This window comes from Stappia sp., from assembly GCF_965276915.1.
Classification (GTDB): domain Bacteria; phylum Pseudomonadota; class Alphaproteobacteria; order Rhizobiales; family Stappiaceae; genus Stappia.
On record NZ_OZ255709.1, the window covers coordinates 982904 to 1008112 of the forward strand.

Here is a 25209-nt window from a genome sequence, read left to right on the forward strand (position 1 = left end):
GGCAGGAGTTCGATCAATGCAGTGGTTCCTTGCCCTCGAGCGCCGGGTCACCCGTGTCGCTCTCGAATTGTCCATTGTCGCGCTGGCGGCAATCGTCGTCCTCACCTTCTATCAGGTCGTGACCCGTTTCGTTTTCGGGCATCCCAGTGCCTGGTCCGAGGTCGCCGCCCGCTCGGTGATGATGTGGATGGTGTTCATGGGGCTCGCGGCCGCCTTCCGGCAAGGCGCGATGATCGCCGTCGACTTCCTGATCGACGTCGGGCCGAAACCGCTGCGGCTCGTTCTGCTGGTTGTCATCGCCATTGCCTCGCTTGCCTTCCTTGCCCTGCTCGTCTGGTACGGCGCCGCCATGGCGATGCGCGTGCAGCGGCAGAACCTTGCCGGCCTCGAGATCAGCATTGCCTGGGTCTATGCCGCCCTGCCGGTGGGCGCTGCCTTTGCCGTGCCCGGCGTGATCGCGCGATTGTTCGCCAGTCTTGCCGAGGAGGCGAGCGCCCGGCCCGGCGAGATCAAGGACGTGGAGGGCCAGGTATGAACGCGGCCCTTGCCTTTTCGCTCCTGATCCTGTTTGCGGCGGCGATCCCGATCGGCGTTTCGCTGGTGCTCGCCAGTGCCTTCGGCATCAGCATGTTCTCCACCGTGCCGCTGCTTCTGGCTGTGCAGCGCATTTTCGCGAGCATCGATTCCTTTCCCCTGCTCGCCGTTCCGCTCTTCATCCTGTCCGGCAACCTGATGGCGGCGGCCGGCATTTCCGAGCGCCTGGTGGAACTGGCCAAGTCGCTGGTCGGTGGCATCCAGGGCGGGCTTGCCTGCACCTGCGTCGTCACCTGCATGATCTTTGCCTCGGTCTCCGGCTCTTCGGTCGCGACCACGTTCGCCATCGGCGTCATCCTCATTCCGGCGATGGTCCGCCACGGCTATCCCGTTGGTACGGCGGCGGCGATCCAGGCCTCCTCGGCCGAGCTCGGCGTGCTGATCCCGCCGTCGATCCCGCTGATCCTCTACGGTGTGGCGACGGAGACCTCGATCGGGCAGCTGTTCCTCGCCGGCATCGGTCCGGGCATCCTGGTGGCCGCGGCGCTCTTCCTCTACCTGCTCATCCTGTGCCGGGTGAAGGGCTACGGAACCATGGACGGCGACGAGCGCAAGCCGTTCGTCGCGGCGCTCATCCATTCCTTCTGGGCGCTGCTGATGCCGGTTGTCGTGCTCGGCGGCATCTATGGCGGCGTCTTCACGCCGACCGAGGCCTCGTCCATCGCGGTGGTCTACGCGCTCTTTGTCGGCGTGTTCGTCTACCGCTCGCTGACGCTGGAAAAGATCTACGCCTCGCTGCGCACCTCCGCGGTCTCCAGCACGGTGATCATGATCATCATCGCCGGCGCCGGGCTGTTCTCGTTCCTCGTCACCCGATCCGGCCTGCCGGCGATCATCGCGGAATGGGTGCAGGAGGTCTTCACCGACAAGTACAGCTTCCTGATCGCGGTGAACGTCTTCCTGTTCATCGTCGGCATGTTCGTGGAGACGTCCGCCGCGATCCTCGTGCTGGCGCCGCTGCTCGCCCCGATCGCCATCGCCTATGGCGTCGATCCGGTGCATTTCGGCCTGATCATCGTCGTCAACCTGGCGCTTGGCATGTTCACGCCGCCGGTGGGGGTCAATCTCTTCGCCGCCTGCGCGGTGGCGAAGATATCCATTCAGAAGATCATACCGGCCCTCGTTCCGATGGTTCTGGTGGTGATGGGCTGTGTCCTGCTCGTCACCTACGTGCCGTTCATCTCGCTCGGCCTGGTCGAGCTGTTCTACAGGTAGCGGCCATGCCGCTCCGATCTTGGAGACACACATGAAGCTGAAGGACAAGGTCGCCATCGTCACGGGCGCGGGCGGCGGCTATGGCGAGGGCATCGCCCGCTATTTCGCCGAGGAAGGCGCACGGGTCGTTGTCGCCGACATTCGTGGCGACGCGGCCGCGCGGGTGGCATCGGAGATCGGCGAGGCGGCGGTGGCTGTCACGGCCGACGTCACGGACAGCGCCTCGACCAAGGCGATGATCGACGCCGCGACGGAGCGTTTCGGCAGGCTCGACATCCTCGTCAACAATGCCGGCACCACCCACAAGAACCAGTCCATGCTGACCGTCGACGAGGCGACCTTCGACAAGGTCTACGCGGTCAACGTCAAGTCGCTCTATCACGCGGCCGTCCACGGTGTGCCGGCACTGGAAAAGGCCGGCGGCGGCGTCATCATCAACATTGCCTCGACCGCCGGTGTCAGGCCGCGCCCGGGCCTGACCTGGTACAACGGGTCGAAGGGCGCGGCCATTGCCATCACCCGCTCCATGGCGGTGGAGCTGGCGGATCGCGGCATCCGCGTCTGCGGCATCAACCCGGTGATGGGCGAAACCGGTCTCACCGACCAGTTCCTGCCCGGCGACGACACGCCGGAGACGCGGGCGAAGGTCATCGCCGGCATCCCGCTCGGGCGCCTGTCGCGCCCGCTCGACATCGCCAAAGCCTGCGGGTTCCTCGCCTCGGACGAGGCGGAGTTCATCACCGGCGTGCTGCTCGAGGTCGACGGCGGGCGCTGCATCTAGGGCGTGATCTCGCAATTGTGTCGGCAACGGCGGGCCGGCCGGATGCCAGGCCCGGGAGCTCCGCCGGAACAACATTCTGGCTGGTGGTGTCGGCGAAGCTGGACCGCCAGCCCCTGCCGTTCGCAAGGAGAGCGACAATGACGACCTGTCTCATCATCGGCGGCGGCGGCATGCTCGGCCAGGGTCTGGCCGGGGCGCTGGCCGCTCGGGGTACTCTCGCTGGTGCGGCTATCGAGCGGCTGACCCTGTTCGACGTGGTGCCGGCAACGATACCGTCCGGCAACCTGCCGGTTGTCGTCGAAACCGGTGACCTCAGCGCGCCGGGCGAGGCCGAGCGCCTTGTCGCGTCTCGTCCCGACGTCATCTATCACTTGGCCGCAATCGTCTCGGGCGAGGCCGAGCGCGACTTCGACAAGGGCTACCGGATCAATCTCGACGGCACCCGTCACCTGTTCGAGGCGATCCGCGCCGAACACCAGCGCTCGGGCTACTGCCCGCGTGTCGTGTTCACCTCTTCGCTGGCGGTGTTCGGCATTCCGCTCCCCGATGTCATCGGCGACGACCACGTGGTCACGCCCTTGTCGAGCTACGGCACCCAGAAGGCGATCGGCGAGTTGCTGCTCGCCGACTACTCGCGCCGCGGGTTCTTTGACGGCATCGGTCTGCGCCTGCCGACCATCGTCATCCGCCCGGGCAAGCCGAACGCGGCCGCCTCCGGCTTCTTCTCCTCCATCCTGCGCGAGCCGCTCGCCGGCAAGGAAGCCGTGCTGCCGGTCGGCACCGAGGTGCGCCACTGGCTGGCGAGCCCGCGTGCGGCCGTGGGCTATCTCGTCCATGCCGGCGAGATCGACACCGCCGGCATGGCCGGCCGGCGCAACATCACCCTGCCCGGCGTTTCGGTGACCGTGGGCGAGCAGATCGAGGCACTGCGCAAGGTGGCGGGCGAGGAGGCGGTGGCGCTGATCCGCCATCAGCCCGATCCGGCCATCGAGGCGATCATCTCCACCTGGCCGAAGGCCTTCGACACGCGCCGCGCGCTTGACCTCGGCTTTGCCGGCGATGCCTCGATCGAGGCCATCATCACCGCCTATCTCGAGGACCACGCGGGAGCAGCCTCATGAGCGATACGACCGGCCCCGTCGTTTTCATCGGCCTCGGCGCCATGGGCTTCGGCATGGGTGTGTCCCTGTTGCGCGCGGGTCTTGACGTATGCGGCATCGACCGCGACGCGAGCCGCATGGCGTCCTTTGCCGAAAAGGGCGGGCGCATCGCCGCCGACGAGGTGGCGGTCCGCGAAGCGCTGTCCCGCGCAAGTGTCGCGATCCTTGTCGTCGTCAACGCGGCCCAGACGGAAGAGGTCCTGTTCGGCCCGGGCGGTATTGCCGTGCAACTCCCGGACGGCGCGGTCGTCGTTTCCTGCGCCACCTTCGCGCCCGAGCACGCGATCGATTTCGAGGCGCGCCTCGCCGGGCGGGGGTTGCTCTATCTCGACGCCCCGATTTCCGGCGGCGCGGTGAAGGCGGCCGAGGGGCGGCTGTCGATCATGGCCTCCGGCCGGCCGGAGGCTTTCGCCGCAGCGCGCGGAGCGCTCGATGCCATGGCCGAGACCGTCTTCGAACTGGGCGATGCGGCCGGGCCGGGTTCGGCCATGAAGATCGTCAACCAGCTGCTTGCCGGCGTGCACATCGCGGCAACGGCCGAGGCCCTGACCTTCGGCGTCGGCCAGGGGATCGAGGTCGCCCGCATGGTCGATGTCATCTCGCGCTGCGCCGGCACCTCCTGGATGTTCGAAAACCGCGGTCCCTTCATCGCGGCGGGAGACTACCGTCCGCATTCGGCGGTCGAGATTTTCGTCAAGGATCTTGGCATCGTCGCCGAGGCGGCGGAAAAAGGGGCATTGTCCGTGCCCATGGCGCAAGCCGCGCTGGCGCGCTTCAACGCCGCGCGCGATGCGGGCCTGGGGCGGGAGGGAGACGTAGCCGTCGCCAAGATCTATGCGCGCGAAGGCAGGCTTGCCTTGCCCGGCGTGCCGGAGAACGACGAGGAAAGCGGAGGCTGACCATGCTGCTTGGATGTATCGGCGACGACCTGACGGGCTCGTCGGATCTTGCCAACACCCTGGTCAAGGGCGGCATGACCGTCACGCAATATTGCGGCCTGCCGGAAGGGCCGGCGGCTTCCGATGTCGAGGCGGGCGTTGTCGCGCTGAAAACACGCAGCCTGCCGGCGGACGAGGCGGTCGCCCAGTCGCTGGCCGCGTTCGAGTGGCTGCGCAAGCAAGGATGCCGGCAGTTCCTCTTCAAGTACTGCTCGACCTTCGATTCCACGCCGGAAGGTAATATCGGGCCGGTCATCGATGCGTTGATGGAGCGGCTGGAAACGGATCTGGCAATTGTCTGCCCCGTCTTCCCGGCCGCCGGCCGGACCCTTTACCAGGGACATCTTTTCGTCGGGGATCGCCTGCTCAGCGAATCCGGCATGGAAGATCACCCGCTGACGCCGATGACCGATCCGGACATCCGCCGCTGGCTCGGCCACCAGACGCGGCACCGGGTCGGCCATGTGGCGCATGCGACGGTTGCCGCCGGTGCCGAGGCGATCTCCGCCGCATTGGCGACAGAAGCCGGCAAGGGCGCCGCGCCGGTGGTCGTCGACGCGATATCCGACAGCGATCTCGTCGCCATCGGAACGGCCGCGAACGACCTTCCGCTGATCACCGGCGGCTCCGGTATCGCGCTCGGGTTGCCGGCGAACTTCCGCGCTGCCGGCCTGCTGCGCGATACACCCGCCAGCTTCGAAGGCGTTATGGGTCCGGGCGCAATCCTGTCCGGCTCCTGCTCGCGCGCGACCCGTGCCCAGGTCGAGCATCATCGCCGCAATCATCCTTCGCTGGAATTGCGCGCCGACGATGTGATGGAAGGACGTGTCGTGGCCGCCGACATTGTCGATTTCGTGCTGTCCGCCTCGGAAAATGCACCGATGGTCTACTCGACGGCGGATCCCGAAGAAGTCCGCCGCGCCCAGCGAACCTATGGCAGCATGGTGCTGGCCGAGGCGATCGAGGAGTTCTTCGCCGAACTTGCCGGCGCCCTCGTCGCAGGCGGGATCCGGCGTCTCGTTTCCGCTGGCGGAGAGACCTCCGGCGCGGTCATTCGCGGCATCGGTTGCGAGGCCCTGCGCATCGGTCCGGAAATCGATCCGGGCGTTCCGGCCTTGCGTGTCGAGGGCGCCGAACTGGCGCTGGCGCTCAAGTCGGGCAATTTCGGCGCCTTCGATTTCTTCGAACGTGCCATGGCGGCGCTCGCCGACAAGGAAGCGTCACCGGCATGAGCGAGGAAACGCGCCTGCGTGAACTCGTCTGCGAGTTGTCGCGCTCGATCTTCGATCGCGGCCTGACCGGCGGCGCCTCGGGCAATGTCTCGGTGCGGCTTCCCGATGGCGGCCTGCTGGTCAGTCCGACCGGGGTCTCGCTCGGCCGGCTCGATCCGGCCCGGCTGTCGCATTTCGATGCGGGCGGACGGCATATGGGAGGGGACAGGCCCACCAAGGAAATGCCGCTGCACGCGGCGTTCTACGAGACGCGCGGGGCGAGGGCCGGCGCCGTTGTCCATCTCCATTCGACCCATTCCGTGGCGCTCTCCATGCTTCCGGACACCGATCCGGACAACGTCCTGCCGCCGCTGACGCCTTACTCGATCATGCGGCTCGGCAAGGTGAAGCTGCTGCCCTTCTTCCGTCCCGGCGATGCGGCGATGGGCGAGGCGATCCGCGGACTTGCCGGCCGGCGCAGCGCCGTGCTGCTCGCCAATCACGGTCCTGTCGTTGCGGCAAAGGACCTCGAGGCAGCTGTCTACGCGATGGAAGAGCTTGAGGAGACCGCGCGTCTGGCACTGCTGACGCGCGGGCTCAACCCGAAAATGCTCACCGAGGCGCAAGTGCGCGGTATTGTCGATCACTTCGACGTGGAATGGGACTGACCGACATGACCGCCAGAACATCGCCGTCCGCGAAATTGCTGCTTTCCGCCAATCTCGGGTTTCTCTGGACGGAACTCCCGCTGCCGGATGCGGTGCGGGCCGCCGCCCGCGCCGGCTTCGATGCCGTCGAGCTGCACTGGCCATATGCGGTTCCGGCCCCGGAGCTGCGTGCCGCGGTCGAGGAGACCGGCCTTCCCGTGCTCGGTCTCAACATGTCGCGTGGCGATCCGGACAAGGGCGAGTTCGGCCTTGCCGCGCTGCCGGGCCGGGAGGCCGATGCGCTTGCCGCCTTCGAACAGGCGCTCGGCTATGCCCGCCGCATCGATGCGGGAAACATCCACGTCATGGCCGGACTTTCCGAAGGCGACGCTGCGCGCCGGACATTCGTTGCCAACCTGCGCCGGTTTCGCGATCTTGCCGCCCCTTACGGGGTGACGCTGCTGCTCGAGCCGATCAACAACCGCGACGTGCCGGGCTATTTTCTCAGCGACTGCGATGCGGCGGCGGCGATCATCTCCGACTGCGGCGGCGACGGCATCCGCATCATGTATGACTGCTACCACATGCAGATCATGCGCGGCGATCTCGTCAGGGAAGCCGCCCGGATGATGGACCTGATCGGCCATATCCAGTTCGCCGCCGTGCCCGACCGGGCCGAGCCGGATCACGGCGAGGTCGATTATGGCTGGCTGCTGCCGGCCTTGCGCGATGCGGGCTATGGCGGATGCTTCGGTGCCGAGTACAAGCCGCGCGCGACGACGGAGGGCGGGCTTGGATGGATCGGGCGTATCGCGCCGCGCCGCTGATCCACGCCCTAGAACAGGCGAACGTCCCGCGCCATGAGCTTCCAATGGTCGATGCGTTGTCGCCCGCCGTCCTCCTGCAGGCCTGCGACGCCGTCGACGACGAGATTGAGCGCCGAGACGATGCCGACGGTCGATTCCAGGAACAGCCCGCTGCGCGACGGCGCGTGCAGAACCGCATCGGCGACGTCCTTGGCCCAGTGGCAGTACTCGTCGGTAACGACGACGCAGCGCCGGCCCTGGTCGCGGGCGATCCGCGCCAGATCCTGGGATTCCCTTGCATAGGGAACGACGTCGATCAGCAGGAGACAGGTGTCCCCGGGGCGATCTCCGCCCTCTCCGGACGGCAGCAGCCATTCCGCCAGCATGCTGTCATGGGCTGAAAGGTAGCGCACGTTCGGGCGGGCGATCGCCAGGCGGCGGGCGCAGTCCTCGGCGATGCCGCGCACCGACTGGAACCCGGTGACATAGACGCCTCGCGCTTCCGCGAGGTGGCCGACAAGCGTGCGGAATGCTCCGCTGCCCGCCTGTTGGAAGATGCTGTGCAGCGCGTCGATTTCCGCGCCCAGAACCCGTTCCAGCCGGTCGTTCATGGCCGGAGCCTCGCCGCCGGCCATTGGCCGCGCGCCGGCCGACAGCGAATACTGCTCTCGCATCATCGCCTTGAGCCCGCGCATGCCGTCGCAGCCGAGCCGGCGCAGCAACCGCCCCACGGTCACCTCGCTGACGCCGACCTTGGCGGCGAGCGTCCGGCCTGTCTCCAGCGCCAGCTTGTCGATGTTGAGCAGCATGAACTGCGCCAGACGCGCTTCCTGCGTCGGCAGGTCCGGCAGCGCGGCATCTATCTTTTCCGCAAGCTCGGCGAAACTCACGGTCGGATAGGAGGCGAAACCTTCGCTCATGACAGCGCTCCATGACAGAAAAATAACGTTTGCAGGATTTGTAATTTAAATGGCACCATCTATTCGTCAAATAAAAAATAACGGAGCCCAAGGAAAACCGGGCACTCCACCGCCATCCAGAGGGGAGCTTAACAATGAAGCTCGCATCAATCGTAGAAATGAAGCTGCCGATCCGGTCGATCGGCACCGTCGTCGCAATGTCCGGCGTCATCGTGGCGCTTGCAACGGGCACCGCTACAGCTGAGGGAAAGCTCAGTCTTTATAACTGGGGAGATTACATCAACCCCAAGGTCCTCGAGAAATTCAGCGAGGAATTCGACGTCGACGTCAGTCTCGACACATACGGGACAAACGAGGAGATGCTGGCCAAGATCCAGGCCGGTGCCAGCGGCTACGACGTCGTTTTCCCCTCGGTCCACATGCATGACATCATGCAGCAGCTGGGACTTCTGGCGAAGACGAATATCGGTGCCCATCCGGACTTCAAGAACATCGATCCGCAATTCGTTCGTTCGCAGAAGGACCCGAATGCGGAATACTGCCTGCCCTATGCTTGGGGTTCCGTCGGCATCGTCTACAATCGCAAGAAGGCGGAAGGCATCGAAAGCTGGGCGGATTTCTTCGCGCTCGCCGAGAAGGGCGAGAAGATCATCATGCTCGACGACCTGCGCGAGACGCTGGGCGTCGGCCTGATCATGAACGGCCATTCGGTCAACTCGCGCGACGAGGCGGAGGTCAGCCAGGCGGCCGACTACATCGTCGAGCGCCTCGGCAATATCAGCGCCTTCACCTATGACAGCGTCCCGCTGGTGCAGTCGGGCGACGTCGCGGCCGCGCATTGGTATGTCGGCGCCAATATCTTCGCCCAGGAGATGCCGGACGTCCTGAAATACATCATCCCCAAGGAGGGGGCGACCATGTATCAGGAGGACATGTGCGTGCTCGCCTCGGCTCCCAACAAGGACAACGCGATCCGGTTCATGCAGTTCTACCTGCGTCCGGAAATCGCGGCGCTCAACGTCTCGCAGCAGCTGAACGGCACGCCGAACCGGCCGGCGCTCGATCTCATCCCGAAGGCAATCCGCGAGAACGAGAGCATCTATCCGCCGCAGGACGTGATGGACAAGCTCGAGATCTTCGAGGATCTCGGACAGGATCTGAAGCTCTACAATCGCGAATGGACGCGGGTGAAAACCGCCCGGTAATCCCGCGCTCCGTGCGGCCCGGCGGCAGTCCCCTTTGCATGCCGCCGGGCCGGTCCACCTGGCTTCATTCCGGATTTCCCATGGCCCCGCTTCTCGAGATCAGAAACGCCAAGCGCCACTTCGCCACGCAGGGCGGCGCGCCCGTGACAGCCCTTGACGGTCTTTCGCTCACCGTCGCCGACAACGAGTTCGTCACCCTTCTGGGTCCCTCAGGTTGCGGCAAGACGACCTTGCTGCGCGCCATCAGCGGTTTCGAGGATCTCGATTCCGGCGACATCCTGATCGAGGGAGCCTCCATCCTGAACCGCCCCGCGCACGCGCGTCCGGTCAACACCGTCTTTCAGAACTACGCCCTGTTTCCGCACATGAACGTCGCCCGCAATGTCGGCTACTCCCTCGAGGTCGCCGGTGTCCCGGGAGCGGAGCGCGCAAGGCGCGTTGCCGAGGCATTGGAACTGGTCGGCCTTGGCGGTTACGGCGAACGTTCGGTTCGGCAATTGTCGGGCGGCCAGCAGCAGCGCGTTGCGCTTGCCCGCGCCATCGTCGCCCGCCCGCGCCTCCTGCTTCTCGACGAGCCGCTCTCCGCGCTTGACCGGAACCTCCGGCAGAGGATGCAGGAGGAGCTGAAGCAGCTCCAGCACGGGCTTGGCATCTCCTTCGTCTTTGTCACCCACGATCAGGAAGAGGCGCTGACCATGTCGGACCGGATCGTCGTGCTCGACGGCGGCCGGATCCAGCAACTCGGCCCGCCCGAGGATATCTACTTCCGCCCGGAAAACGCCTTCGTCGCCCGCTTCGTCGGCGAGAGCAATCTGGTGACGGCGCATGTCCTGTCCCGTTCGGGCGACGAGAGCCTGCTGGAGGTTGCCGGCGGCGCCCGGCTGGTGCTCGCCGGCGAGCGGATCGTGCCCGGGGTTGACGCGACACTTCTGTTTCGTCCCGAAAGCATCTGTGTCGCATCCGGCGCGGATGCCGCCCTTGCGGGGCCCGCCGACGGCCTGTCGCTTGCCGGGAGGCTCACGCAGTCCTCCTTCACCGGATCGGACTACCGCCTGGAAATCGATGTGCCGGGCGTCGGCCCGCTCAAGGCGACCGTGCGCCATCTGGCGCAGTCCTCCTCCGGCGGCCTTGCCCCTGGCGAGCCCGTTGCGCTGCATGTGCCCTCGGGCGCGATCCATGTTCTCGCCGGACCGCCGGCATGAGCGCGCGCAAGCCGATAGAGCTGCGCCAGAAGAGCGCCCTTGCCGGCCTGTTGGCAGCGCCGACGCTGTTCCTGGCCGTCTTCTTCGCCGGCCCGCTCGGCCTCATGTTCGTCTACAGCTGGCTCGAGCCGGGCCTTTACGGCGGCGTCGAATGGACCTTCTATGACCTCAGCTACGGCCGGATCTTCGGCTGGGCCGACAGCCGCTACGAGAAATTCGATCCGGTCTACCTGGAAATCTTCCTGCGCTCCGTGGCGCTTGCCCTGCAGACCTCGTTCTTCTGCCTGCTCATCTGCTATCCGGCCGCCTTCTGGGTCAGCCGGCTCGGGGAGCGGGCCAAGAGCCTCTGCCTGTTCCTGATCACGCTGCCCTTTTTCGTCAGCCTCGTGGTCCGGCTCTTCGCCTGGGTGCTGCTGCTCCGGCCGACCGGGCTGATCAACCAGTTCCTGATGGGGCTGGGGCTGATCGACACGCCGCTGGAGATCATCTTCACCGAGACGGCGGTCGTGATCGGCATGGTCTATGTGTTCATCCCCTTCATGTTCCTGCCGCTCTATGCCAGCGTCGAGAAGCTCGACACGAGCCTGATCGAGGCATCCGGCGACCTCGGCGCGACCCGGCTGCAAACCTTCCGCAAGGTGGTCCTGCCGCTCACCCTGCCGGGCATCATCGGCGGCTCGATCATCGTCTTCATCCCGAGCCTTGGAAATTTCATCGTTCCCTCGCTGCTCGGCGGGGCGAAGGTGGTGATGACCGGAAACCTGATCGAGCAGCAGTTCCTGTCGGCCCGCAACTGGCCGTTCGGCGCGGCGCTGGGCATGACGGTGATGGCCTCGGTGCTGTTGCTGCTCGTGGTCTATGTGCGCCTTCTGGGGCGTGACGAGGCGCCGGTCGCCCGTATCCGGCCTGGCGAAGGAGGGTGAGAATGTTCAGGAAAAGGATCGGGCTTCTCGCCGTCTACGGCATTGCCTTCTTCGCATTCATCTACGCGCCGATTTTCCTCGTCGTCGCCTATTCCTTCAACGCCAATCCGGTCAACATGATGATCTGGAGCGGGTTCACGCTTGACTGGTACCGCACCATCTTCGGCTTCTCGGCCGCGACGACCGAGCTGTCGCTCTATGTGGAATCGACCGACCAGCTCCTGCGTGCCGTTCAGAACAGCCTGATCGTCGCCCTGACGACGACGCTGGTCTCCACCGTGCTGGGGACGTCCGTGGCGCTGGCGGTGGCGCGGTTCCGTTTCCGGCTGAAGGCCTTCTACCGGGCGCTGATGTTCCTGCCGATGATCATGCCGGACATCGTGCTCGGCATCGCCCTGCTGATCTTCTTCGTCAGCTTCGGCATGAGCCTCGGCCTCGTCAGCATCATCATCGGTCACTGCACCTTCCTGACGAGCTATGTCTTCATCGTGGTCAGCGCGCGTCTGGCCGGCATGGACATGTCGCTGGAGGAGGCCTCGGCCGATCTCGGCGCCAATGGCTGGGTCACGTTCCGCAAGGTGACGCTGCCGCTGATCCTGCCCGGCGTGATCGGCGGCGCGCTGCTCGCCTTCATCATCTCCATGGATGACCTGGTCATCACCTATTTCATCTCCGGCGTCGATTCGACCACGCTGCCCGTCTTCATCTACGGCATGCTGCGGCGGGGCATTAAGCCGGAAATCAACGCGATCGCGACCGTGATGCTGCTCTTCTCCTTCCTGGTCGCCTCGCTCGGCCTCTACTTCAGAGCGCGAGGAAGATAATCCCATGACCGCCCCTCCCGTTCGCTCGAAGCCGCGCGCGCGCGGCCTCGGCCTCGACGTTCCAGGCATCTGCGGTCCGGCCAATGCCATCACCGACGTGCCCGGCGTTCTCGTCGGTTACGAGACGCTGGTGCGCGATGCAGCCCCCGGCGGCAAGCCGGTGCGCACCGGCGTCACCGCCATCCTGCCGCGCGGCTTCGACCCGCATCCGAGCCCGGTCTGGGCCGGCCAGTTCACGCTCAACGGCAATGGCGAGATGACCGGCAGCCACTGGATACGCGACGGCGGCCATTTTCTCGGGCCCGTCCTCGTCACCAACACCCATTCGGTCGGCATCGCCCACCATGCGGCGACGCGCTGGATCCTGTCCCATTACGGCGCGGCGTTCGAGGCGCATCACCTCTGGGCGATGCCCGTCGTCGCCGAGACCTATGACGGGGTCCTGAACGACATCAACGGCCAGCATGTCGGGGAGGCCGATGTGCTTTCCGCCATCCGCGCGGCCCGCCCGGGCCCGGTTGCCGAAGGCAATGTCGGCGGCGGCGCCGGCATGATCTGCTACGAGTTCAAGGGCGGCACCGGCACCGCCTCGCGGGTGATCGAGATCGACGGCGAGCGTTTTACCCTTGGCGTTCTCGTCCAGGCCAATCACGGGCTGCGGCCCTGGCTCAGCGTGCTCGGCGTTCCGGTCGGCCGGCATCTCGACCGGGACCGGATGAAGGACATGCCGACGGAGCGCGGTTCGATCATCGCCGTCATCGCCACCGACCTGCCTCTCGCGCCCTCGCAGCTTGAGCGCCTTGCGCGGCGCGCCGGCCTCGGCATCGGGCGTGGCGGCACGCCGGGCGGCAACAATTCCGGCGACATCTTCCTCGCCTTCAGCACGGCCAACCGGATGGACCTGCCGCAGCTCTCCGGCGCCTGGCGCGACATGCGCACGCTCAACGACGAACGGCTCGACCCGGTCTACATGGCCGTCGTCGACGGGGTCGAGGAGGCCGTTCTGAACGCCATGCTGGCGGCCGAGGACGCGCCCACCGCCAAGCCCGCCGGCCATGTCTGCCGCGCGCTGCGCGCCGACGAACTGCTTGAGGTGATGGCCCGCTACGGCCGCGCCGGCTGATCCCTCGCGCCGGCCACCGCGATCGTGGTCAGAAGCTCGGCGGCGTGCAGGCGCTGACGACGATGCAGTCATGCGGCCCGACGGCGCGGAACCGGTGCGGTATGGCGCTGTCGAAGGCATAGGCGTCGCCCGGGCCGAGGATCTTGCGCTCGTCGCCGACGATGACCTCCAGCCGGCCGGAAATCACGATCCCGCCTTCCTCGCCGTCATGCGACAGCGGCGCCCGGCCGGTATCCGCGCCCGGCGCGTAGCGCTCGTGCAGGATCTGCAGCCTGCGACCGAAGAGGTTGCCGCCCACCTGCCGGTAGGAAATCCGGCCCTTGCCGATCTCGGTCAGTTCCTCCGCGGCGAAGAACACCTGCCGCTCGGGCTTGGGCTCGAAGGCGAAAAAATCCGACAGGCTGACGGGCACGCCGTCGAGCACCCGCTTCAGCGCGCCGACCGACGGGTTCATCCGTCCCGCCTCGATCAAGGAGATCGTCGCGTTGGTGACGCCGGCCTGTTTCGCCAGCGTGCGCTGGGACAATCCGTGGGCGAGGCGCAGGGCGCGCAGGCGCCTGCCGAGATCGAGACCCGTGTCGGTGTCGTTTGACATGTTCACGATCCTTAACGAAGCAAGACTGTCCATATATAAATCAATGCGTTGCAAAACGTAAGAAACAGACTTTTGAAGGATGCGAAATCGGAGCACTCTGTCGGGAGCAAGGGAGAGCCGACATGGACGCACTCGACACCGAAATTCCGGCGCGCAGCAATCGCAGCCTCGATGCCTACTGGATGCCGTTTACCGCCAACCGCCAGTTCAAGGCGGAGCCGCGCATGCTGGCCGGCGCGCAAGGCCTCTACTACACCAGCGACGACGGCCGGGAGATCCTCGACGGCACCGCCGGCCTGTGGTGCTGCAATGCCGGCCACGGGCATCGCGAGATCGCCGACGCGGTGCATCGCCAGCTGCTGGAGATGGACTATGCGCCGTCCTTCCAGATGGGCCATCCGCCGGCCTTCGACTTTGCCGAGCGGCTCAAGGAACTGGCGCCCGACGGCTTCAACCATGTCTTCTTCACCGGCTCCGGTTCCGAATCGGTCGACACCGCGCTGAAGATCGCGCTCGCCTGGCACAGGGCGCGCGGCGAGGGCACCCGCACCCGCCTGATCGGCCGCGAGCGCGGCTATCACGGCGTCGGCTTCGGCGGCATTTCGGTCGGCGGGCTGGTCAACAACCGCCGTCATTTCGGCACGCTGCTGACCGGTGTCGATCATCTGCCGCACACCCATGCGCCGGAGCACAATGCCTACTCGCGCGGCGAACCGGAATGGGGCGCCCATCTTGCCGACGAGCTCGAGCGGATCGTCGCGCTGCATGGCGCGGAAACCATCGCGGCGGTCATCGTCGAACCGGTGGCCGGCTCCACCGGCGTGCTCATCCCGCCGAAGGGCTACCTGAAGCGCCTGCGCGAGATTTGCGACAAGCACGGCATCCTGCTGATCTTCGACGAGGTCATCACCGGTTTCGGCCGTCTCGGCACGCCGTTCGCCTCGCAGTTCTTCGATGTGATGCCGGATCTCTTCACCACCGCCAAGGGCCTGACCAACGGCGTCGTGCCGATGGGGGCGGTCTTCGCCACGGATCGTATCCACGATGCCTTCATGCAAGGGCCGGAAGCGACGATCGAGCTGTTCCACGGCTACACTTATTCCGGCCATCCGATCGCCTGCGCCGCCGGCCTTGCGGTGCTCGACATCTATGCCCGCGACGGGCTGCTGACGCGTGCCGCGCAGATCGCGTCCGTCTGGGAGGATGCGGTGCACAGCCTGAAGGGCGAGCCGCATGTGACCGACATCCGCAATCTCGGCCTGATCGGCGGTGTCGAGCTGGCGCCGCGCAGTGACGCGCCGGGCACACGCGGCTATGACGTGTTCAAGGCCTGCTTCGAGGCCGGCTGCATGGTCCGCGTCACCGGCGACATCATCGCCATGTCGCCGCCGCTGACGATCGGCGAGGCGGAGATCGGCCGCCTCATCGACACCCTGCGCAAGGTCTTGCGCCAGACCGCCTGATCCGCGCATCGCCGTCCCGGCCGCCCCGACCATTCTGCGGAACGGGGCGGCGATACGGGTTCGCGTCCGTGTTCCGGCAAGGCGTTCCGTTTCGGCTGCATTCCTTGATGTTCGGGCGGATTGCGTCGATAACGGGCGTCCCTGCCCGCCGGTCGCCGCTGTCCTGCCTTGCCGCAAGCCGGTGTCGTTGCCGGCCCCTCCCCCGGCCACCCGAGGAGCCTTGCGCCGCATGTCCGCGTTTTTCGAGGAACTGGACTATCGCCCGACGCCGATCGGCGCGCTCTCCCTGCGCCGGCGCCGGGAGCTGTCGCTGGGGCAGGACGTGTTCGAGATCAAGCTCGGCGAGGAATTCCTCATGTCGAGCCTGTTCACCGCGTCCGAGATCGCGCTGGCCCGGCTTGGCGTCGCGGCGGCTGAAGGCGAGGCGCTCGATGTCGTGGTCGGCGGCCTCGGTCTTGGCTATACCGCCCGCGCCGTGCTGGAGAGCGACAGTGTCGCAACGCTGACGGTGGTCGAATTCCTGCAGGCGGTGATCGACTGGCACGAGGAAGGCCTGCTGCCGCTCGGGCCGGAACTGGTCGCCGATCCGCGCTGCCGGTTTCTGCAAGGCGATTTCTTCTCCCTCGCCGCCAGCGACGAGGGGCTGGATCCGGGCAGGCCGGGCCGTCGCTACGATGCGATCCTTGTCGATATCGACCATTCCCCGGACTGGCTTCTCGACGACCGCAGCACCGGTTTTTACCGGCCTGAAGGCCTGCAGGCGATGGCCCGCTGGCTGAAGCCCGGCGGCGTCTTCGGTCTCTGGTCCGATGCGCAGCCGGATGCCGGCTTCACGCAGCGGCTGGCGTCGGTCTTCGCCAGCGCCTGGGCCGAACCGGTCACGTTTCACAATCCGCTGCAGGACCGTCCCTTCACCCAGACGGTCTATCTGGCCCGCACCGCCGCGGAAGAGGACGCCGCCTGACACCGTCACCGCCACCGTCCGGGCCGGGGGAGTCGACGTCCTGCCGCGATGTCCCGCGGACGCCTGAAGATTCATGTTTGTGAATCAAGGGCCTGCGGACTGTGATGGTCGGCGGGAAGACTCCGATTGCATTTGTTCTCTTTTTGTTCTTTCATTTGGGCATGCAATACGCCCTGCCTTTCGCAGCCGGGAACCCGCTCTTGCGGATCCACGGACTGCTGCTTGACCGCTTCGGCCCGGTGCCCGCGTGCCACCGGCTCGATCCTGTCGGCATGCTCGTTTTCGCGATGCTGAGCGGCAGGACGCGGGACGAGATCGCGATGCGGACCTTTGTCGATCTGGAGGAGAGGCTGGAAAGCTGGGAGCAGCTTGCCGGCATGAGCCCGGCCGCCGTCGAACCGTTGATCGCGAACGTGACGTTCGCCGCGAGGAAGGCGCGCCATCTGCCGGCCGCGCTGCAAGAGATCATCCGCCGGCGCGGGCGTCTTGATCTTGGATTTCTTGCCGCCTGGCCGGTGGAGGAAGCGCGTCACTGGCTGGAGCGGCTGACCGGCGTCGGCTCGAAGACCAGCATGGCGGTTCTCAACCTGAGCAGCCTGCACCTGCGCGTGCTGATGGTCGATACGGCGCATAACCGGGTTGCCCGGCGTCTCGGCCTCGTTCCGGAAAAGGCCGATATCGCGCGTGCCACGCGCCTGCTCAACCGGTGCCTTCCTCTCTGCTGGACCGCCGACGACACGGAAGATCATCACGTCCTGATGCAGCGGCTCGGGCGGGCCCTTTGCGTTCATGCCCGGCCATGCTGCGCCGAGTGTCCGTTGCTGGCGACATGCCGGACCGCTGCGGCATCGGCGGCAGGCCCGGGGAGGCTGTCATGAGCCGCAGCGATGCGGTCACGGCCCTGCGCGCCCGCGTCGCCGGCTGGCAGCGGCACGAGGCGCCTGCCTGGCCTGTCGTCGGGCTCGGCCTGGAGGAGACTGCGGACAGTCCTGCCGCCGGAAGGCTTGCCAGCGGTGCCCTGCATGAGGTTCTGCCGGAAGCGCCTGCGGACTTTGCCGCTGCGGCGGGCTTTGCCCTCGCCATCTCCTCGCGCATCCTGCGGGTGCGCGACGGGCATGTCCTGTGGGTGTGTCCGGGTGCGCGGGGGCGGCGGGCCGGCAGCCTTTACCCCGTCGGCCTTGCCGGGTTCGGCATCGATCCGGGCCGGGTCGTCCGGGTCGAGGCGTCAAGGCCGCGCGATCTCCTGTGGAGCCTGGAGGAGGCCTTGTCCCACGCGTCGCTGGCGGCCGTCATCGGCATCCTGGCGGATGGCGACCGCTCCTATGATTTCACGGCCAGCCGCCGCCTGTCCATGCGTGCCGCGCAAAGCGGTGCGACGGCGCTGCTGCTGGGCAGTCGCTGCGGCCTCGACATGGCGACGGCGTCGCAGACACGCTGGTCGGTCGCTTCCGGGCCAAGCGCTCCGGCGCATTACACCGGCCAGGCGGTGCCCGGGCTCGGGTCGCCGCGCTGGCAGGTTCGCCTGGTCAAGTCCCGGGCGGCATCCCTTGGTCTTTGGGAACTCGAGTGGAACCATGAAACGCTATCTTTCCGTCTGGCTGCCCCGCTGGCCGGTCGAGCGCCGCTTCGCCATGCGCCCGGCCTTGTTCGCGAACCGGCAGGAGGACACTGGACAGCGGCCTGAGGTCCGCGGGCCGCTGGTGCTGTCGATGACGGTGCAGGGGGCAGTCCGCATCACCGCGGTCAATGACGCCGCGGCGGAGCTGGGACTGGCGGCGGGCATGTCGCTCGCCGATGCCCGGGCCATTCATCCCGCCCTTGCGGTCGCGCAGGCCGACGAGGCGGGCGATGCCGCGGCCTTGCGCGCCCTTGCCCTGTGGTGCCAGCGCTACAGCCCGCTGACCCGTGTCGATCCGCCGGACGGTCTTTGCATCGACATCACCGGCTGCGCCCACCTTTTCGGCGGCGAGGAGGCGCTGGCGGAGGACCTCGCCCGCCGGTTGCGGGCCTTCGGGCTTTCCGCGCGTCGGGCCATCGCCCCGACCATCGGCGCCGCCTGGGCGATGGCGCGCCATGGCGAGACGGCGGCGGAGAGCGTGGCGCCCGGGCAGACAGGCGCGCGGCTTGCCGCGCTTCCCGTTGCCGGGTTGCGGATCGAGGCGGCGACCGTTCAGGCGCTGGGGCGGCTCGGTCTCGACCGCATCGGTCTTGTCGCGGGCAAGCCGCGCGCACCTCTTGCAGGCCGCTTCGGCGCGATGCTTGTCCGGCGCCTCGATCAGGCGCTGGGGCGCGAGAGCGAGCGCTTCGACCCTCTTTCGCCGCCGCCCGTCCATCTCGCGACACTCCGCTTTGCCGAGCCGGTCATCACCCTTGAGGCGATAGCGCAGGTGGCGGAGCGGCTGGTCGAGGAACTCGCCGCGACCCTGGGCGCGGCCGGTAAGGCGGCCCGGCGACTGGAACTGGCGCTGTTCCGGGTCGACGGCTGGCGGGAGGCGCTTGAACTGCGCATCAGCCGGCCGAGCAACGATCCGCGCCATCTGACAAGGCTCCTGGGGGAGCGGCTCGACAGGATCCGCGATCATGCGGGCTTCGGCTTCGAGGTTGCCGTCCTTGCCGCCTTCGACGTGGAAAACGCCGAAGCGGTCCAGTCCGCGCTGGTCGCCGGCGGCGGTGTCGAGACGGACCCGAACGGGTTTGCCCGGTTGCTTGACCGCTTCGTCAATCGCCTCGGCCCTGCCAGCGTCACCAGGTTCGCACCGAACGAAAGCTATGTGCCTGAACGCGCGGTCCGTCCGGTCTCGGTGCTTGCCCGGTTGCCGGCGCATGACTGGCCCGCCCATTGCCGTGCCCTGCAAGGTGCGGCCGGATCGGCGAGGCCGGCGCTGTTGCTGGAACGGCCCGAACCGGTCGAGGTGCTTGTCGAGATGCCCGACAAGCCGCCGGCCCGCTTCGAATGGCGCCGCGTCTCGCATCGTGTCGCCCGCGCCGACGGGCCGGAGCGGATCGCGCCCGAATGGTGGAAGGGAGGCAAGGAAAACCGGTCCACTCGGGATTACTACCGGATCGAGGATGCGGACGGCCGGCGCTTCTGGCTGTTTCGCGAGGGCCTCTACGACCGGGACGGGGACAGTCCGCGCTGGTTCATGCACGGGCTGTTCGCATGACGTCTTTTTCTCGTCCGCACGCCCCTCCCGCCTATGCCGAACTGGCGGTGACCAGCAATTTCAGCTTCCTGCGCGGCGCCTCCCATGCGGCCGAACTGGTCGAGACGGCGGCCCGGCTCGGGCTTGCCGCCATCGGCATTGCCGACCGCAACACCCTTGCCGGTATCGTGCGCGCCCATGTGGCGGCACGGGCACATCCCGTCCGCCTGCTGGTGGGCGCGCGGCTGGTGCTGCGCGACGGGTTCGAGGTGATTGTCTATCCGGCGGGTCGCGCCGCCTATGGCCGGCTCGGCAAGCTGCTGACCACGGGCAACCGGCGCGCGCCCAAGGGAGACTGTTATCTCGACTTCGACGACCTCGCCCTGCTTGGCGGCGGGCAGCATCTCATTGCCATGCCGCCAGACATGCTCCCAGACATGCTCCCAGCCATGCCCCCCGACATGCCCCCCGACATGCCAGACGCGGCACCCGGCGCGGCACCCGGCGCGGCGTTCGAGCAACGGCTCGCGCGGCTCGCCGAGGCGTTCCCCGGCATGGTCTCGCTTGCGCTCTCACCGCGTTACCGCGGCTCGGATCGCGCCGGTTTCGAGCATCTCGCAAGGCTTGCGGAAAGCTGCGGCACGCCTCTGGTCGCCACCAATGACGTGCTCTACCACACGCCCGCCCGCCGCCCCTTGCAGGATGTGCTCACCTGCATCCGCGAGCATGTAACCATTGACGCGGCCGGCTTCCGGCTGGAGCGCAATGCCGAACGTCATCTGAAAACGCCCGCCGAGATGGCCCGTCTCCTGTCCGGCTACGAGAGGGCAATTGCCCGCAGCGTCGAGATCGCCGACGCCTGCCGTTTCAGCCTCGACGAGCTTTCGCCCTGCTATCCCGACGAGCCGGCGGGCGAGAGCGCCACCCCGCAGGAGGAGCTCGAGCGGCTCACCTGGATCGGTGCGGCGCGGCGGTTTCCAGGTGGTGTCAGTGACAAGGTCAGGGCGACGATCGAACGCGAGCTTTGCCTGATCGGCGAGCTCGGTTACGCCGCCTACTTCCTCACCGTCCAGGACATCGTCCGCTTCGCCCGTGCCCAGCGCCCGCCGATCCTGTGCCAGGGGCGGGGCTCGTCGGCCAACTCCGTCGTCTGCTTCTGCCTCGGCATCACCTCGGTCGATCCGACCGAGATCGATCTTCTGTTCGAGCGGTTTATCTCGGCCGCGCGCGGCGAGCCGCCGGACATCGATGTGGATTTCGAGCATGAGCGGCGCGAGGAGGTGATCCAGTATATCTACGCCAAATACGGGCGTGACCGGGCCGGGCTCGCGGCGACCGTCATCCGCTACCGGGCGCGCAGCGCGGTCAATGACGTGGGCAAGGCGATGGGCCTGTCGGCGGATGTCGTCATGGCGATGTCGGGGCTGATCTGGGGCTGGTCCGGCAAGGTTCCCGATGCGAACGAGATCCGCCAGGCCGGCCTCGATCCGTGCGATCCCCGGCTGCTGCAGACGTTCCGTCTCGTCCGGCAGCTGATCGATTTCCCCCGTCATCTCTCCCAGCATGTCGGCGGGTTCGTCATCACCCGCGAACCGCTGGACGAGGTGGTCCCCGTTGCCAATGCGGCGATGCAGGACCGCACCGTGGTGGAATGGGACAAGGACGATCTCGACGCGCTCGGCATCCTCAAGGTCGATGTTCTGGCGCTCGGAATGCTGACCTGCCTGCGCAAGAGTTTCGACCTGCTGCGCGACGGCTACGGTGTCGGCATGGGGCTTGCCACCGTCCCGCGCGAGGATGTCGCCACCTACGCGATGATCCAGAAGGCCGACACGGTCGGTATCTTCCAGATCGAGAGCCGCGCCCAGATGTCGATGTTGCCGCGTCTCAGGCCGGAAAATTTCTACGACCTCGTCATCCAGATCGCCATTGTCCGTCCCGGGCCGATCCAGGGCGACATGGTCAATCCCTACCTGCGCCGCCGCAACGGGCTGGAGAAGGTCGATTATCCCTCGCCCGAACTGAGGGCGGTGCTGGAAAAGACCATGGGCGTGCCGCTCTTCCAGGAGCAGGCGATGAAGATCGCCATCGTCGCGGCGGGCTTTTCCCATGACGAGGCCGACCGGCTGCGCCGGGCCATGGCCTCCTTCCGCAACATCGGCACGATCGAGCAGTTTCGCGAGAAATTCGTCGCCGGCATGATCGCCAACAAATACGAGCCGGATTTCGCCGCCCGCTGCTTCGAGCAGATCAGGGGGTTCAGCGATTACGGCTTTCCCGAAAGCCATTCGGCCAGCTTTGCATTGCTCGCCTATGCCTCGTCCTGGCTCAAGTGCCACTATCCGGATGTCTTCGCCTGCGCGCTGCTCAACGCCCAGCCGATGGGCTTTTACTCCGCCTCCTCCATCGTGCGCGATTTCCGCGCCCATGGAGGCACGGTGTTGCCGGTCGATGTCAATCACAGCGGCTGGGACCATGCGCTGGAGCGGCTTGACGCTCCGCCGGCCCCGACCGCATCGGGCGGCAATGCCTTCGCATTGCGGTTGGGCCTGCGCCAGGTCGACGGGCTCGGGGAGGAAGCAGGCCGCCGGCTGGAAGCGGCCCGCGGCCGCCCGTTCGCCGATATCGGCGATCTCTATGCCCGGGCCCGGCTCGACAACCGGGCGCTCACCGCGCTCGCCAATGCGGACGCGTTCCGCTCGCTCGGCCTCGACCGGCGCCAGGCCCTTTGGGAGGCGAAGGGGCTTGCCGGCAGGGTCGGCCGGGGCGCGGGGCAGGAGCAGCTGCCGCTTTTCGGCGATCCTGCGGGCATCTCCTCGCTGATGCGGGACGAGGCGGAGGTCGAGCTGCCGCGGATGCGCCCGGGCGAGCATGTGGTGGAGGATTACGCGACGCTGCACCTGTCCCTGAAGGCGCATCCTTTCTCGTTCCTGCGCGGGGATCTCGCCAGAAGCCGGACGCTGGCGGCCGCGGAACTGGACAAGGCGGGCAACGGCCGCTGGGTGCGGGTGGCCGGCCTCGTGCTGGTCCGCCAGCGTCCGGCGACGGCGAAGAATGTCACCTTCCTGACGCTGGAGGACGAGACCGGCATTGCCAATGTCGTGATCTGGAGCCGGATTTTCGAGCAGAACCGGCGCATCGTCATGGGCGCGCGCGCGATCGCCGTGGAAGGCCCGATCCAGCAGGAAAGCGGCGTCATCCACGTGGTGGCGCGGCGGCTTCACGACCTGACGCCGGCATTGATGAACGCCATGTCGGCGGAGAGCGGAGCCGGAGATGGGGCACCTGCAACGGGCGTGTCAGGCCAGCCGAGCCTCTGGCGTCATCCGCGCGACACCCGGGTGCTGCCCAAGGGGCGGAATTTTCAGTGAGCATCACGGGGGACCTTGTCGAGGGAGGCATCCACACGGGGAAGCACCTGCCCAAGCCCTGTCCAAGCCCCCGCCCAAGTCCCTGCCCAAGCCTCCGCTCAAGCCCTTGTCCTTGCCGCCCGGGACCGGCACATTGCGGCATCTGCCGCCGCCGCCAATGAGGAGCACGGGCATGACCGGTACGATCGTTGATCTGTTGCTGTGGGTCTGTACGCTCGGTTGCGCGCTGATCGCGGGGCTTTATTTCGCCTTTTCCACATTCATCATGGCCGCGCTCGGGCGCATCCCGGCACCGGCCGGCATCGCCGCGATGCAGGCGATCAATGCCGTCATCCAGCGCTCGCTCTTCATGCCGCTGTTCTTCGGCTCGACACTCGCCTCCCTCGTGGCCGTGGCCCTTTCATTGTGGCGCTGGGCCGAGCCCGGCGCCGCGATGATGCTGGCCGGCGGGCTCGTCTATTTCGTCGGCATGTTCGTGTGCACCGTCGTTTTCAACGTGCCGCTCAACAACCGGCTCGACGCGGCCGACCCGCAAAGCGAGGCGGCACGGGACACATGGACCCGCTACCTGCGCGTCTGGACCAGGTGGAACCATGTGCGTACGCTTGCCTCGACCGGCGCCGCCGGACTGTTCGTTCTTGCCCTTGTGCTGCGCTAGCCGGATTTTTTTGGCGCGCATGTCACATACGGCGATCCTGCCTCGTCATGTTGTCGGAACCCACAAACAGGAGACGGTACCATGACTGCACAACTTGATCCCTTCGCCGCTGCCCCGACCCTCATGAAGAAGTGGTTCGCCATTTCGCAGGACGTTGCCGGCAGCCTCGAGCCGAGCCTGATCGAGCTCGTGAAGATCCGCGCCTCGCTGATCAACGGCTGCGCCAACTGCATCAACATGCATACCGCCGAGGCGCGTGCCCAGGGCGAGAGCGAGCAGCGCATCTATCTGCTGTCGGCCTGGCGCGAAGCGCCGTGCTACACGGATCGCGAGCGTGCGGCGCTTGCCTGGACCGATGCGCTGACACGGCTTTCCGAAGGTCACATGCAAGAGGCGGCCCGCGCCGGTCTCACGGCCCATTTCACCGAGGAGGAACAGGTGAAGCTCACGCTGATGATCAACGTCATTAACGGCTGGAACCGGTTGGCGGTCGGCTTCGACCTGTGGGTCGAAACCCCGGCGCAGGCTGTCGCCTGATGACGACGGCAGGATCGGACGACGCGGCGGCGAGCTTCGCGCCGCTGCGTCCCCGGCTCGTGCGCGTCGCCTACCGCATGCTCGGCTCGGTGGCGGACGCGGAGGATGTCGTGCAGGAGGCCTTCATCCGCTGGATGAAGACCGAGCGGGGTGAAATCCGCGAGCCCGAGGCATTCCTGCGCCGGGTGGTGACGCGGCTCTGTCTCGATCAGCTCAAGTCTGCAAGGCGTCAGCGCGAGACCTATATCGGCCCCTGGCTTCCCGATCCCGTCCTTGACGAGGAAGAGGAAGACGACGTGACCCTGCCCCTGATGCTGGCGCTGGAGCGGCTGTCGCCGCTGGAGCGCGCGGCCTTCCTGCTGCATGACGTGTTCGGGCTCGATTTCGACGAGGTTGCGGTCACGATCAAGCGCGAGCCGGCGGCCTGCCGGCAGCTCGCGGCCCGGGCCCGTGGCCATGTCCGCCAGGAACGCCCCCGCTTCAAGCTCGAGAAAGAGCGGGGGCTGGAGCTTGCCGAGGCCTTCTTCGCCGCCTCGCGCAGCGGCGACATGAGTGCCCTTGGCGCGATGCTGGCGGCGGATGTCAGCATCCATTCGGATGGCGGCGGCAAGCGTCCGGCGGCGCTTCGCCCGATCATCGGCCTGGAAGGCGTCCTGAAGTTGCACGCCTATCTGGCAACCCTGTTCATCGAGAACGGTTCGCGGCTGGTGCGCGCCGGCTTCATCAACGGGTTGCCGGGCTTCGTCACGCTCGAGGCCGACGGCGAGTTCCAGACGACCGCGCTCGACATCGAGGACGGCAAGGTCTCGGCCATCTACGTGATGCGCAATCCGGGCAAGCTCCGGCACCTGCGACAGGCGCTCGACCCGGTCGGGGGCTGACCCCGGCGGGATGTGGCGCGTTCCGTGCGGGCGGAGTTGACATCCTCA

General features: G+C 67.0%; 24 protein-coding genes. 22 read left to right on the forward strand and 2 right to left on the reverse strand.

Annotation, left to right across the window (positions count from 1 at the left end; genetic code table 11):
• Nucleotides 1-16: 16 nt before the first annotated feature.
• The 8 genes from ACQY46_RS04555 (at nt 17) to ACQY46_RS04590 (ending at nt 7373) form a co-directional block, all read left to right on the forward strand.
• The gene (locus ACQY46_RS04555) at nt 17-535 is read left to right on the forward strand and encodes a TRAP transporter small permease (RefSeq protein WP_428699108.1); all 519 of its coding nucleotides are present in this window, start codon (nt 17-19) and stop codon (nt 533-535) included.
• Nucleotides 532-1809 carry a TRAP transporter large permease gene (locus ACQY46_RS04560; RefSeq protein ID WP_428699109.1) on the forward strand — a complete coding sequence of 426 codons (1278 nt, stop codon included), beginning with the start codon at nt 532-534 and terminating at the stop codon, nt 1807-1809. The genes ACQY46_RS04555 and ACQY46_RS04560 overlap by 4 nt, the downstream gene beginning before the upstream one ends.
• 31 nt (nt 1810-1840) lie before the next feature.
• Nucleotides 1841-2590, forward strand: a complete 750-nt coding sequence (locus ACQY46_RS04565; RefSeq protein WP_428699110.1) for a glucose 1-dehydrogenase — start codon at nt 1841-1843, stop codon at nt 2588-2590.
• 137 nt (nt 2591-2727) lie between these two features.
• Nucleotides 2728-3711, forward strand: a complete 984-nt coding sequence (gene denD, locus ACQY46_RS04570; RefSeq protein WP_428699111.1) for a D-erythronate dehydrogenase — start codon at nt 2728-2730, stop codon at nt 3709-3711.
• The gene (ltnD, locus tag ACQY46_RS04575) at nt 3708-4649 is read left to right on the forward strand and encodes an L-threonate dehydrogenase (RefSeq protein WP_428699112.1); all 942 of its coding nucleotides are present in this window, start codon (nt 3708-3710) and stop codon (nt 4647-4649) included. The genes denD and ltnD overlap by 4 nt, the downstream gene beginning before the upstream one ends.
• 2 nt (nt 4650-4651) lie before the next feature.
• Nucleotides 4652-5920 (forward strand): 3-oxo-tetronate kinase, encoded by a 1269-nt coding sequence (gene otnK, locus ACQY46_RS04580; RefSeq protein WP_428699113.1) that lies wholly within the window; start codon nt 4652-4654, stop codon nt 5918-5920.
• Complete coding sequence (locus tag ACQY46_RS04585) at nt 5917-6567, forward strand: aldolase (RefSeq protein WP_428699114.1); 651 nt, start codon at nt 5917-5919, stop codon at nt 6565-6567. Before otnK ends, ACQY46_RS04585 begins: the two co-directional genes overlap by 4 nt.
• A gap of 5 nt (nt 6568-6572) precedes the next feature.
• Nucleotides 6573-7373: a hydroxypyruvate isomerase family protein gene (locus ACQY46_RS04590; protein ID WP_428699115.1), complete on the forward strand. Its 801-nt coding sequence runs from the start codon at nt 6573-6575 to the stop codon at nt 7371-7373.
• Nucleotides 7374-7381: 8 nt separating this feature from the next.
• On the opposite strand, the gene ACQY46_RS04595 is transcribed toward ACQY46_RS04590, so the two are convergent.
• Nucleotides 7382-8272 (reverse strand): MurR/RpiR family transcriptional regulator, encoded by an 891-nt coding sequence (locus ACQY46_RS04595; protein WP_428699116.1) that lies wholly within the window; start codon nt 8270-8272, stop codon nt 7382-7384.
• Nucleotides 8273-8406: 134 nt separating this feature from the next.
• On the opposite strand from ACQY46_RS04595, the gene ACQY46_RS04600 reads away from it, so the two are divergent.
• The 5 genes from ACQY46_RS04600 (at nt 8407) to ACQY46_RS04620 (ending at nt 13549) form a co-directional block, all read left to right on the forward strand.
• A complete protein-coding gene (locus tag ACQY46_RS04600; protein WP_428699117.1) occupies nt 8407-9477 on the forward strand; it encodes an ABC transporter substrate-binding protein in 1071 nt (356 codons plus the stop codon).
• An 80-nt stretch (nt 9478-9557) separates the two neighbouring features.
• Nucleotides 9558-10679, forward strand: coding sequence for an ABC transporter ATP-binding protein (locus tag ACQY46_RS04605; RefSeq protein ID WP_428699118.1), 1122 nt, complete (start codon nt 9558-9560; stop codon nt 10677-10679).
• Nucleotides 10676-11602, forward strand: coding sequence for an ABC transporter permease (locus ACQY46_RS04610; RefSeq protein WP_428699119.1), 927 nt, complete (start codon nt 10676-10678; stop codon nt 11600-11602). The genes ACQY46_RS04605 and ACQY46_RS04610 overlap by 4 nt, the downstream gene beginning before the upstream one ends.
• Before the next feature lie 2 nt (nt 11603-11604).
• Nucleotides 11605-12426, forward strand: coding sequence for an ABC transporter permease (locus ACQY46_RS04615; protein ID WP_428699120.1), 822 nt, complete (start codon nt 11605-11607; stop codon nt 12424-12426).
• 4 nt (nt 12427-12430) lie between these two features.
• Entirely contained in the window at nt 12431-13549 is a 1119-nt protein-coding gene (locus ACQY46_RS04620; protein WP_428699121.1) for a P1 family peptidase, read from the forward strand.
• 28 nt (nt 13550-13577) lie between these two features.
• Here the strand turns inward: ACQY46_RS04620 and ACQY46_RS04625 are convergent, their stop codons facing one another.
• Nucleotides 13578-14144 (reverse strand): cupin domain-containing protein, encoded by a 567-nt coding sequence (locus ACQY46_RS04625; RefSeq protein WP_428699122.1) that lies wholly within the window; start codon nt 14142-14144, stop codon nt 13578-13580.
• Between the two features lie 122 nt (nt 14145-14266).
• Between ACQY46_RS04625 and ACQY46_RS04630 the strand changes: the two genes are divergently transcribed.
• The 9 genes from ACQY46_RS04630 (at nt 14267) to ACQY46_RS04670 (ending at nt 25161) form a co-directional block, all read left to right on the forward strand.
• Nucleotides 14267-15607 (forward strand): aspartate aminotransferase family protein, encoded by a 1341-nt coding sequence (locus ACQY46_RS04630; protein WP_428699123.1) that lies wholly within the window; start codon nt 14267-14269, stop codon nt 15605-15607.
• Between the two features lie 229 nt (nt 15608-15836).
• On the forward strand, nt 15837-16571 hold the full coding sequence (locus ACQY46_RS04635) for a spermidine synthase (RefSeq protein ID WP_428699124.1): 735 nt from the start codon (nt 15837-15839) through the stop codon (nt 16569-16571).
• Between the two features lie 200 nt (nt 16572-16771).
• The gene (locus tag ACQY46_RS04640) at nt 16772-17449 is read left to right on the forward strand and encodes an endonuclease III domain-containing protein (protein WP_428699125.1); all 678 of its coding nucleotides are present in this window, start codon (nt 16772-16774) and stop codon (nt 17447-17449) included.
• Nucleotides 17446-18255, forward strand: coding sequence for an ImuA family protein (locus ACQY46_RS04645; protein ID WP_428699126.1), 810 nt, complete (start codon nt 17446-17448; stop codon nt 18253-18255). The genes ACQY46_RS04640 and ACQY46_RS04645 overlap by 4 nt, the downstream gene beginning before the upstream one ends.
• Nucleotides 18146-19735: a Y-family DNA polymerase gene (locus ACQY46_RS04650; RefSeq protein ID WP_428699127.1), complete on the forward strand. Its 1590-nt coding sequence runs from the start codon at nt 18146-18148 to the stop codon at nt 19733-19735. Before ACQY46_RS04645 ends, ACQY46_RS04650 begins: the two co-directional genes overlap by 110 nt.
• On the forward strand, nt 19732-23085 hold the full coding sequence (locus ACQY46_RS04655; RefSeq protein WP_428699128.1) for an error-prone DNA polymerase: 3354 nt from the start codon (nt 19732-19734) through the stop codon (nt 23083-23085). The genes ACQY46_RS04650 and ACQY46_RS04655 overlap by 4 nt, the downstream gene beginning before the upstream one ends.
• 172 nt (nt 23086-23257) lie before the next feature.
• Complete coding sequence (locus ACQY46_RS04660) at nt 23258-23743, forward strand: DUF1772 domain-containing protein (protein WP_428699129.1); 486 nt, start codon at nt 23258-23260, stop codon at nt 23741-23743.
• Nucleotides 23744-23824: 81 nt separating this feature from the next.
• Entirely contained in the window at nt 23825-24280 is a 456-nt protein-coding gene (locus ACQY46_RS04665; RefSeq protein WP_428699130.1) for a carboxymuconolactone decarboxylase family protein, read from the forward strand.
• Nucleotides 24280-25161 carry a sigma-70 family RNA polymerase sigma factor gene (locus tag ACQY46_RS04670; RefSeq protein WP_428699131.1) on the forward strand — a complete coding sequence of 294 codons (882 nt, stop codon included), beginning with the start codon at nt 24280-24282 and terminating at the stop codon, nt 25159-25161. The genes ACQY46_RS04665 and ACQY46_RS04670 overlap by 1 nt, the downstream gene beginning before the upstream one ends.
• The last annotated feature ends 48 nt before the right edge of the window (nt 25162-25209 follow it).

Bases quoted from the DNA above. Each gene is read 5' to 3' on its own strand.
- ACQY46_RS04670 (WP_428699131.1), top strand. From the start codon at position 24,280: ATGACGACGGCAGGATCGGACGACGCGGCGGCGAGCTTCGCGCCGCTG.
- ACQY46_RS04565 (WP_428699110.1), top strand. From the start codon at position 1,841: ATGAAGCTGAAGGACAAGGTCGCCATCGTCACGGGCGCGGGCGGCGGC.
- ACQY46_RS04595 (WP_428699116.1), bottom strand. From the start codon at position 8,272: ATGAGCGAAGGTTTCGCCTCCTATCCGACCGTGAGTTTCGCCGAGCTT.
- ACQY46_RS04665 (WP_428699130.1), top strand. From the start codon at position 23,825: ATGACTGCACAACTTGATCCCTTCGCCGCTGCCCCGACCCTCATGAAG.
- ACQY46_RS04600 (WP_428699117.1), top strand. From the start codon at position 8,407: ATGAAGCTCGCATCAATCGTAGAAATGAAGCTGCCGATCCGGTCGATC.
- ACQY46_RS04585 (WP_428699114.1), top strand. From the start codon at position 5,917: ATGAGCGAGGAAACGCGCCTGCGTGAACTCGTCTGCGAGTTGTCGCGC.
- ACQY46_RS04650 (WP_428699127.1), top strand. From the start codon at position 18,146: ATGAAACGCTATCTTTCCGTCTGGCTGCCCCGCTGGCCGGTCGAGCGC.
- ACQY46_RS04635 (WP_428699124.1), top strand. From the start codon at position 15,837: ATGTCCGCGTTTTTCGAGGAACTGGACTATCGCCCGACGCCGATCGGC.
- ACQY46_RS04560 (WP_428699109.1), top strand. From the start codon at position 532: ATGAACGCGGCCCTTGCCTTTTCGCTCCTGATCCTGTTTGCGGCGGCG.
- ACQY46_RS04625 (WP_428699122.1), bottom strand. From the start codon at position 14,144: ATGTCAAACGACACCGACACGGGTCTCGATCTCGGCAGGCGCCTGCGC.
- ACQY46_RS04610 (WP_428699119.1), top strand. From the start codon at position 10,676: ATGAGCGCGCGCAAGCCGATAGAGCTGCGCCAGAAGAGCGCCCTTGCC.
- ACQY46_RS04630 (WP_428699123.1), top strand. From the start codon at position 14,267: ATGGACGCACTCGACACCGAAATTCCGGCGCGCAGCAATCGCAGCCTC.
- ACQY46_RS04605 (WP_428699118.1), top strand. From the start codon at position 9,558: ATGGCCCCGCTTCTCGAGATCAGAAACGCCAAGCGCCACTTCGCCACG.
- ACQY46_RS04620 (WP_428699121.1), top strand. From the start codon at position 12,431: ATGACCGCCCCTCCCGTTCGCTCGAAGCCGCGCGCGCGCGGCCTCGGC.
- ACQY46_RS04655 (WP_428699128.1), top strand. From the start codon at position 19,732: ATGACGTCTTTTTCTCGTCCGCACGCCCCTCCCGCCTATGCCGAACTG.
- ACQY46_RS04615 (WP_428699120.1), top strand. From the start codon at position 11,605: ATGTTCAGGAAAAGGATCGGGCTTCTCGCCGTCTACGGCATTGCCTTC.
- ACQY46_RS04645 (WP_428699126.1), top strand. From the start codon at position 17,446: ATGAGCCGCAGCGATGCGGTCACGGCCCTGCGCGCCCGCGTCGCCGGC.
- ACQY46_RS04555 (WP_428699108.1), top strand. From the start codon at position 17: ATGCAGTGGTTCCTTGCCCTCGAGCGCCGGGTCACCCGTGTCGCTCTC.
- ACQY46_RS04590 (WP_428699115.1), top strand. From the start codon at position 6,573: ATGACCGCCAGAACATCGCCGTCCGCGAAATTGCTGCTTTCCGCCAAT.
- otnK (WP_428699113.1), top strand. From the start codon at position 4,652: ATGCTGCTTGGATGTATCGGCGACGACCTGACGGGCTCGTCGGATCTT.
- ltnD (WP_428699112.1), top strand. From the start codon at position 3,708: ATGAGCGATACGACCGGCCCCGTCGTTTTCATCGGCCTCGGCGCCATG.
- ACQY46_RS04660 (WP_428699129.1), top strand. From the start codon at position 23,258: ATGACCGGTACGATCGTTGATCTGTTGCTGTGGGTCTGTACGCTCGGT.
- denD (WP_428699111.1), top strand. From the start codon at position 2,728: ATGACGACCTGTCTCATCATCGGCGGCGGCGGCATGCTCGGCCAGGGT.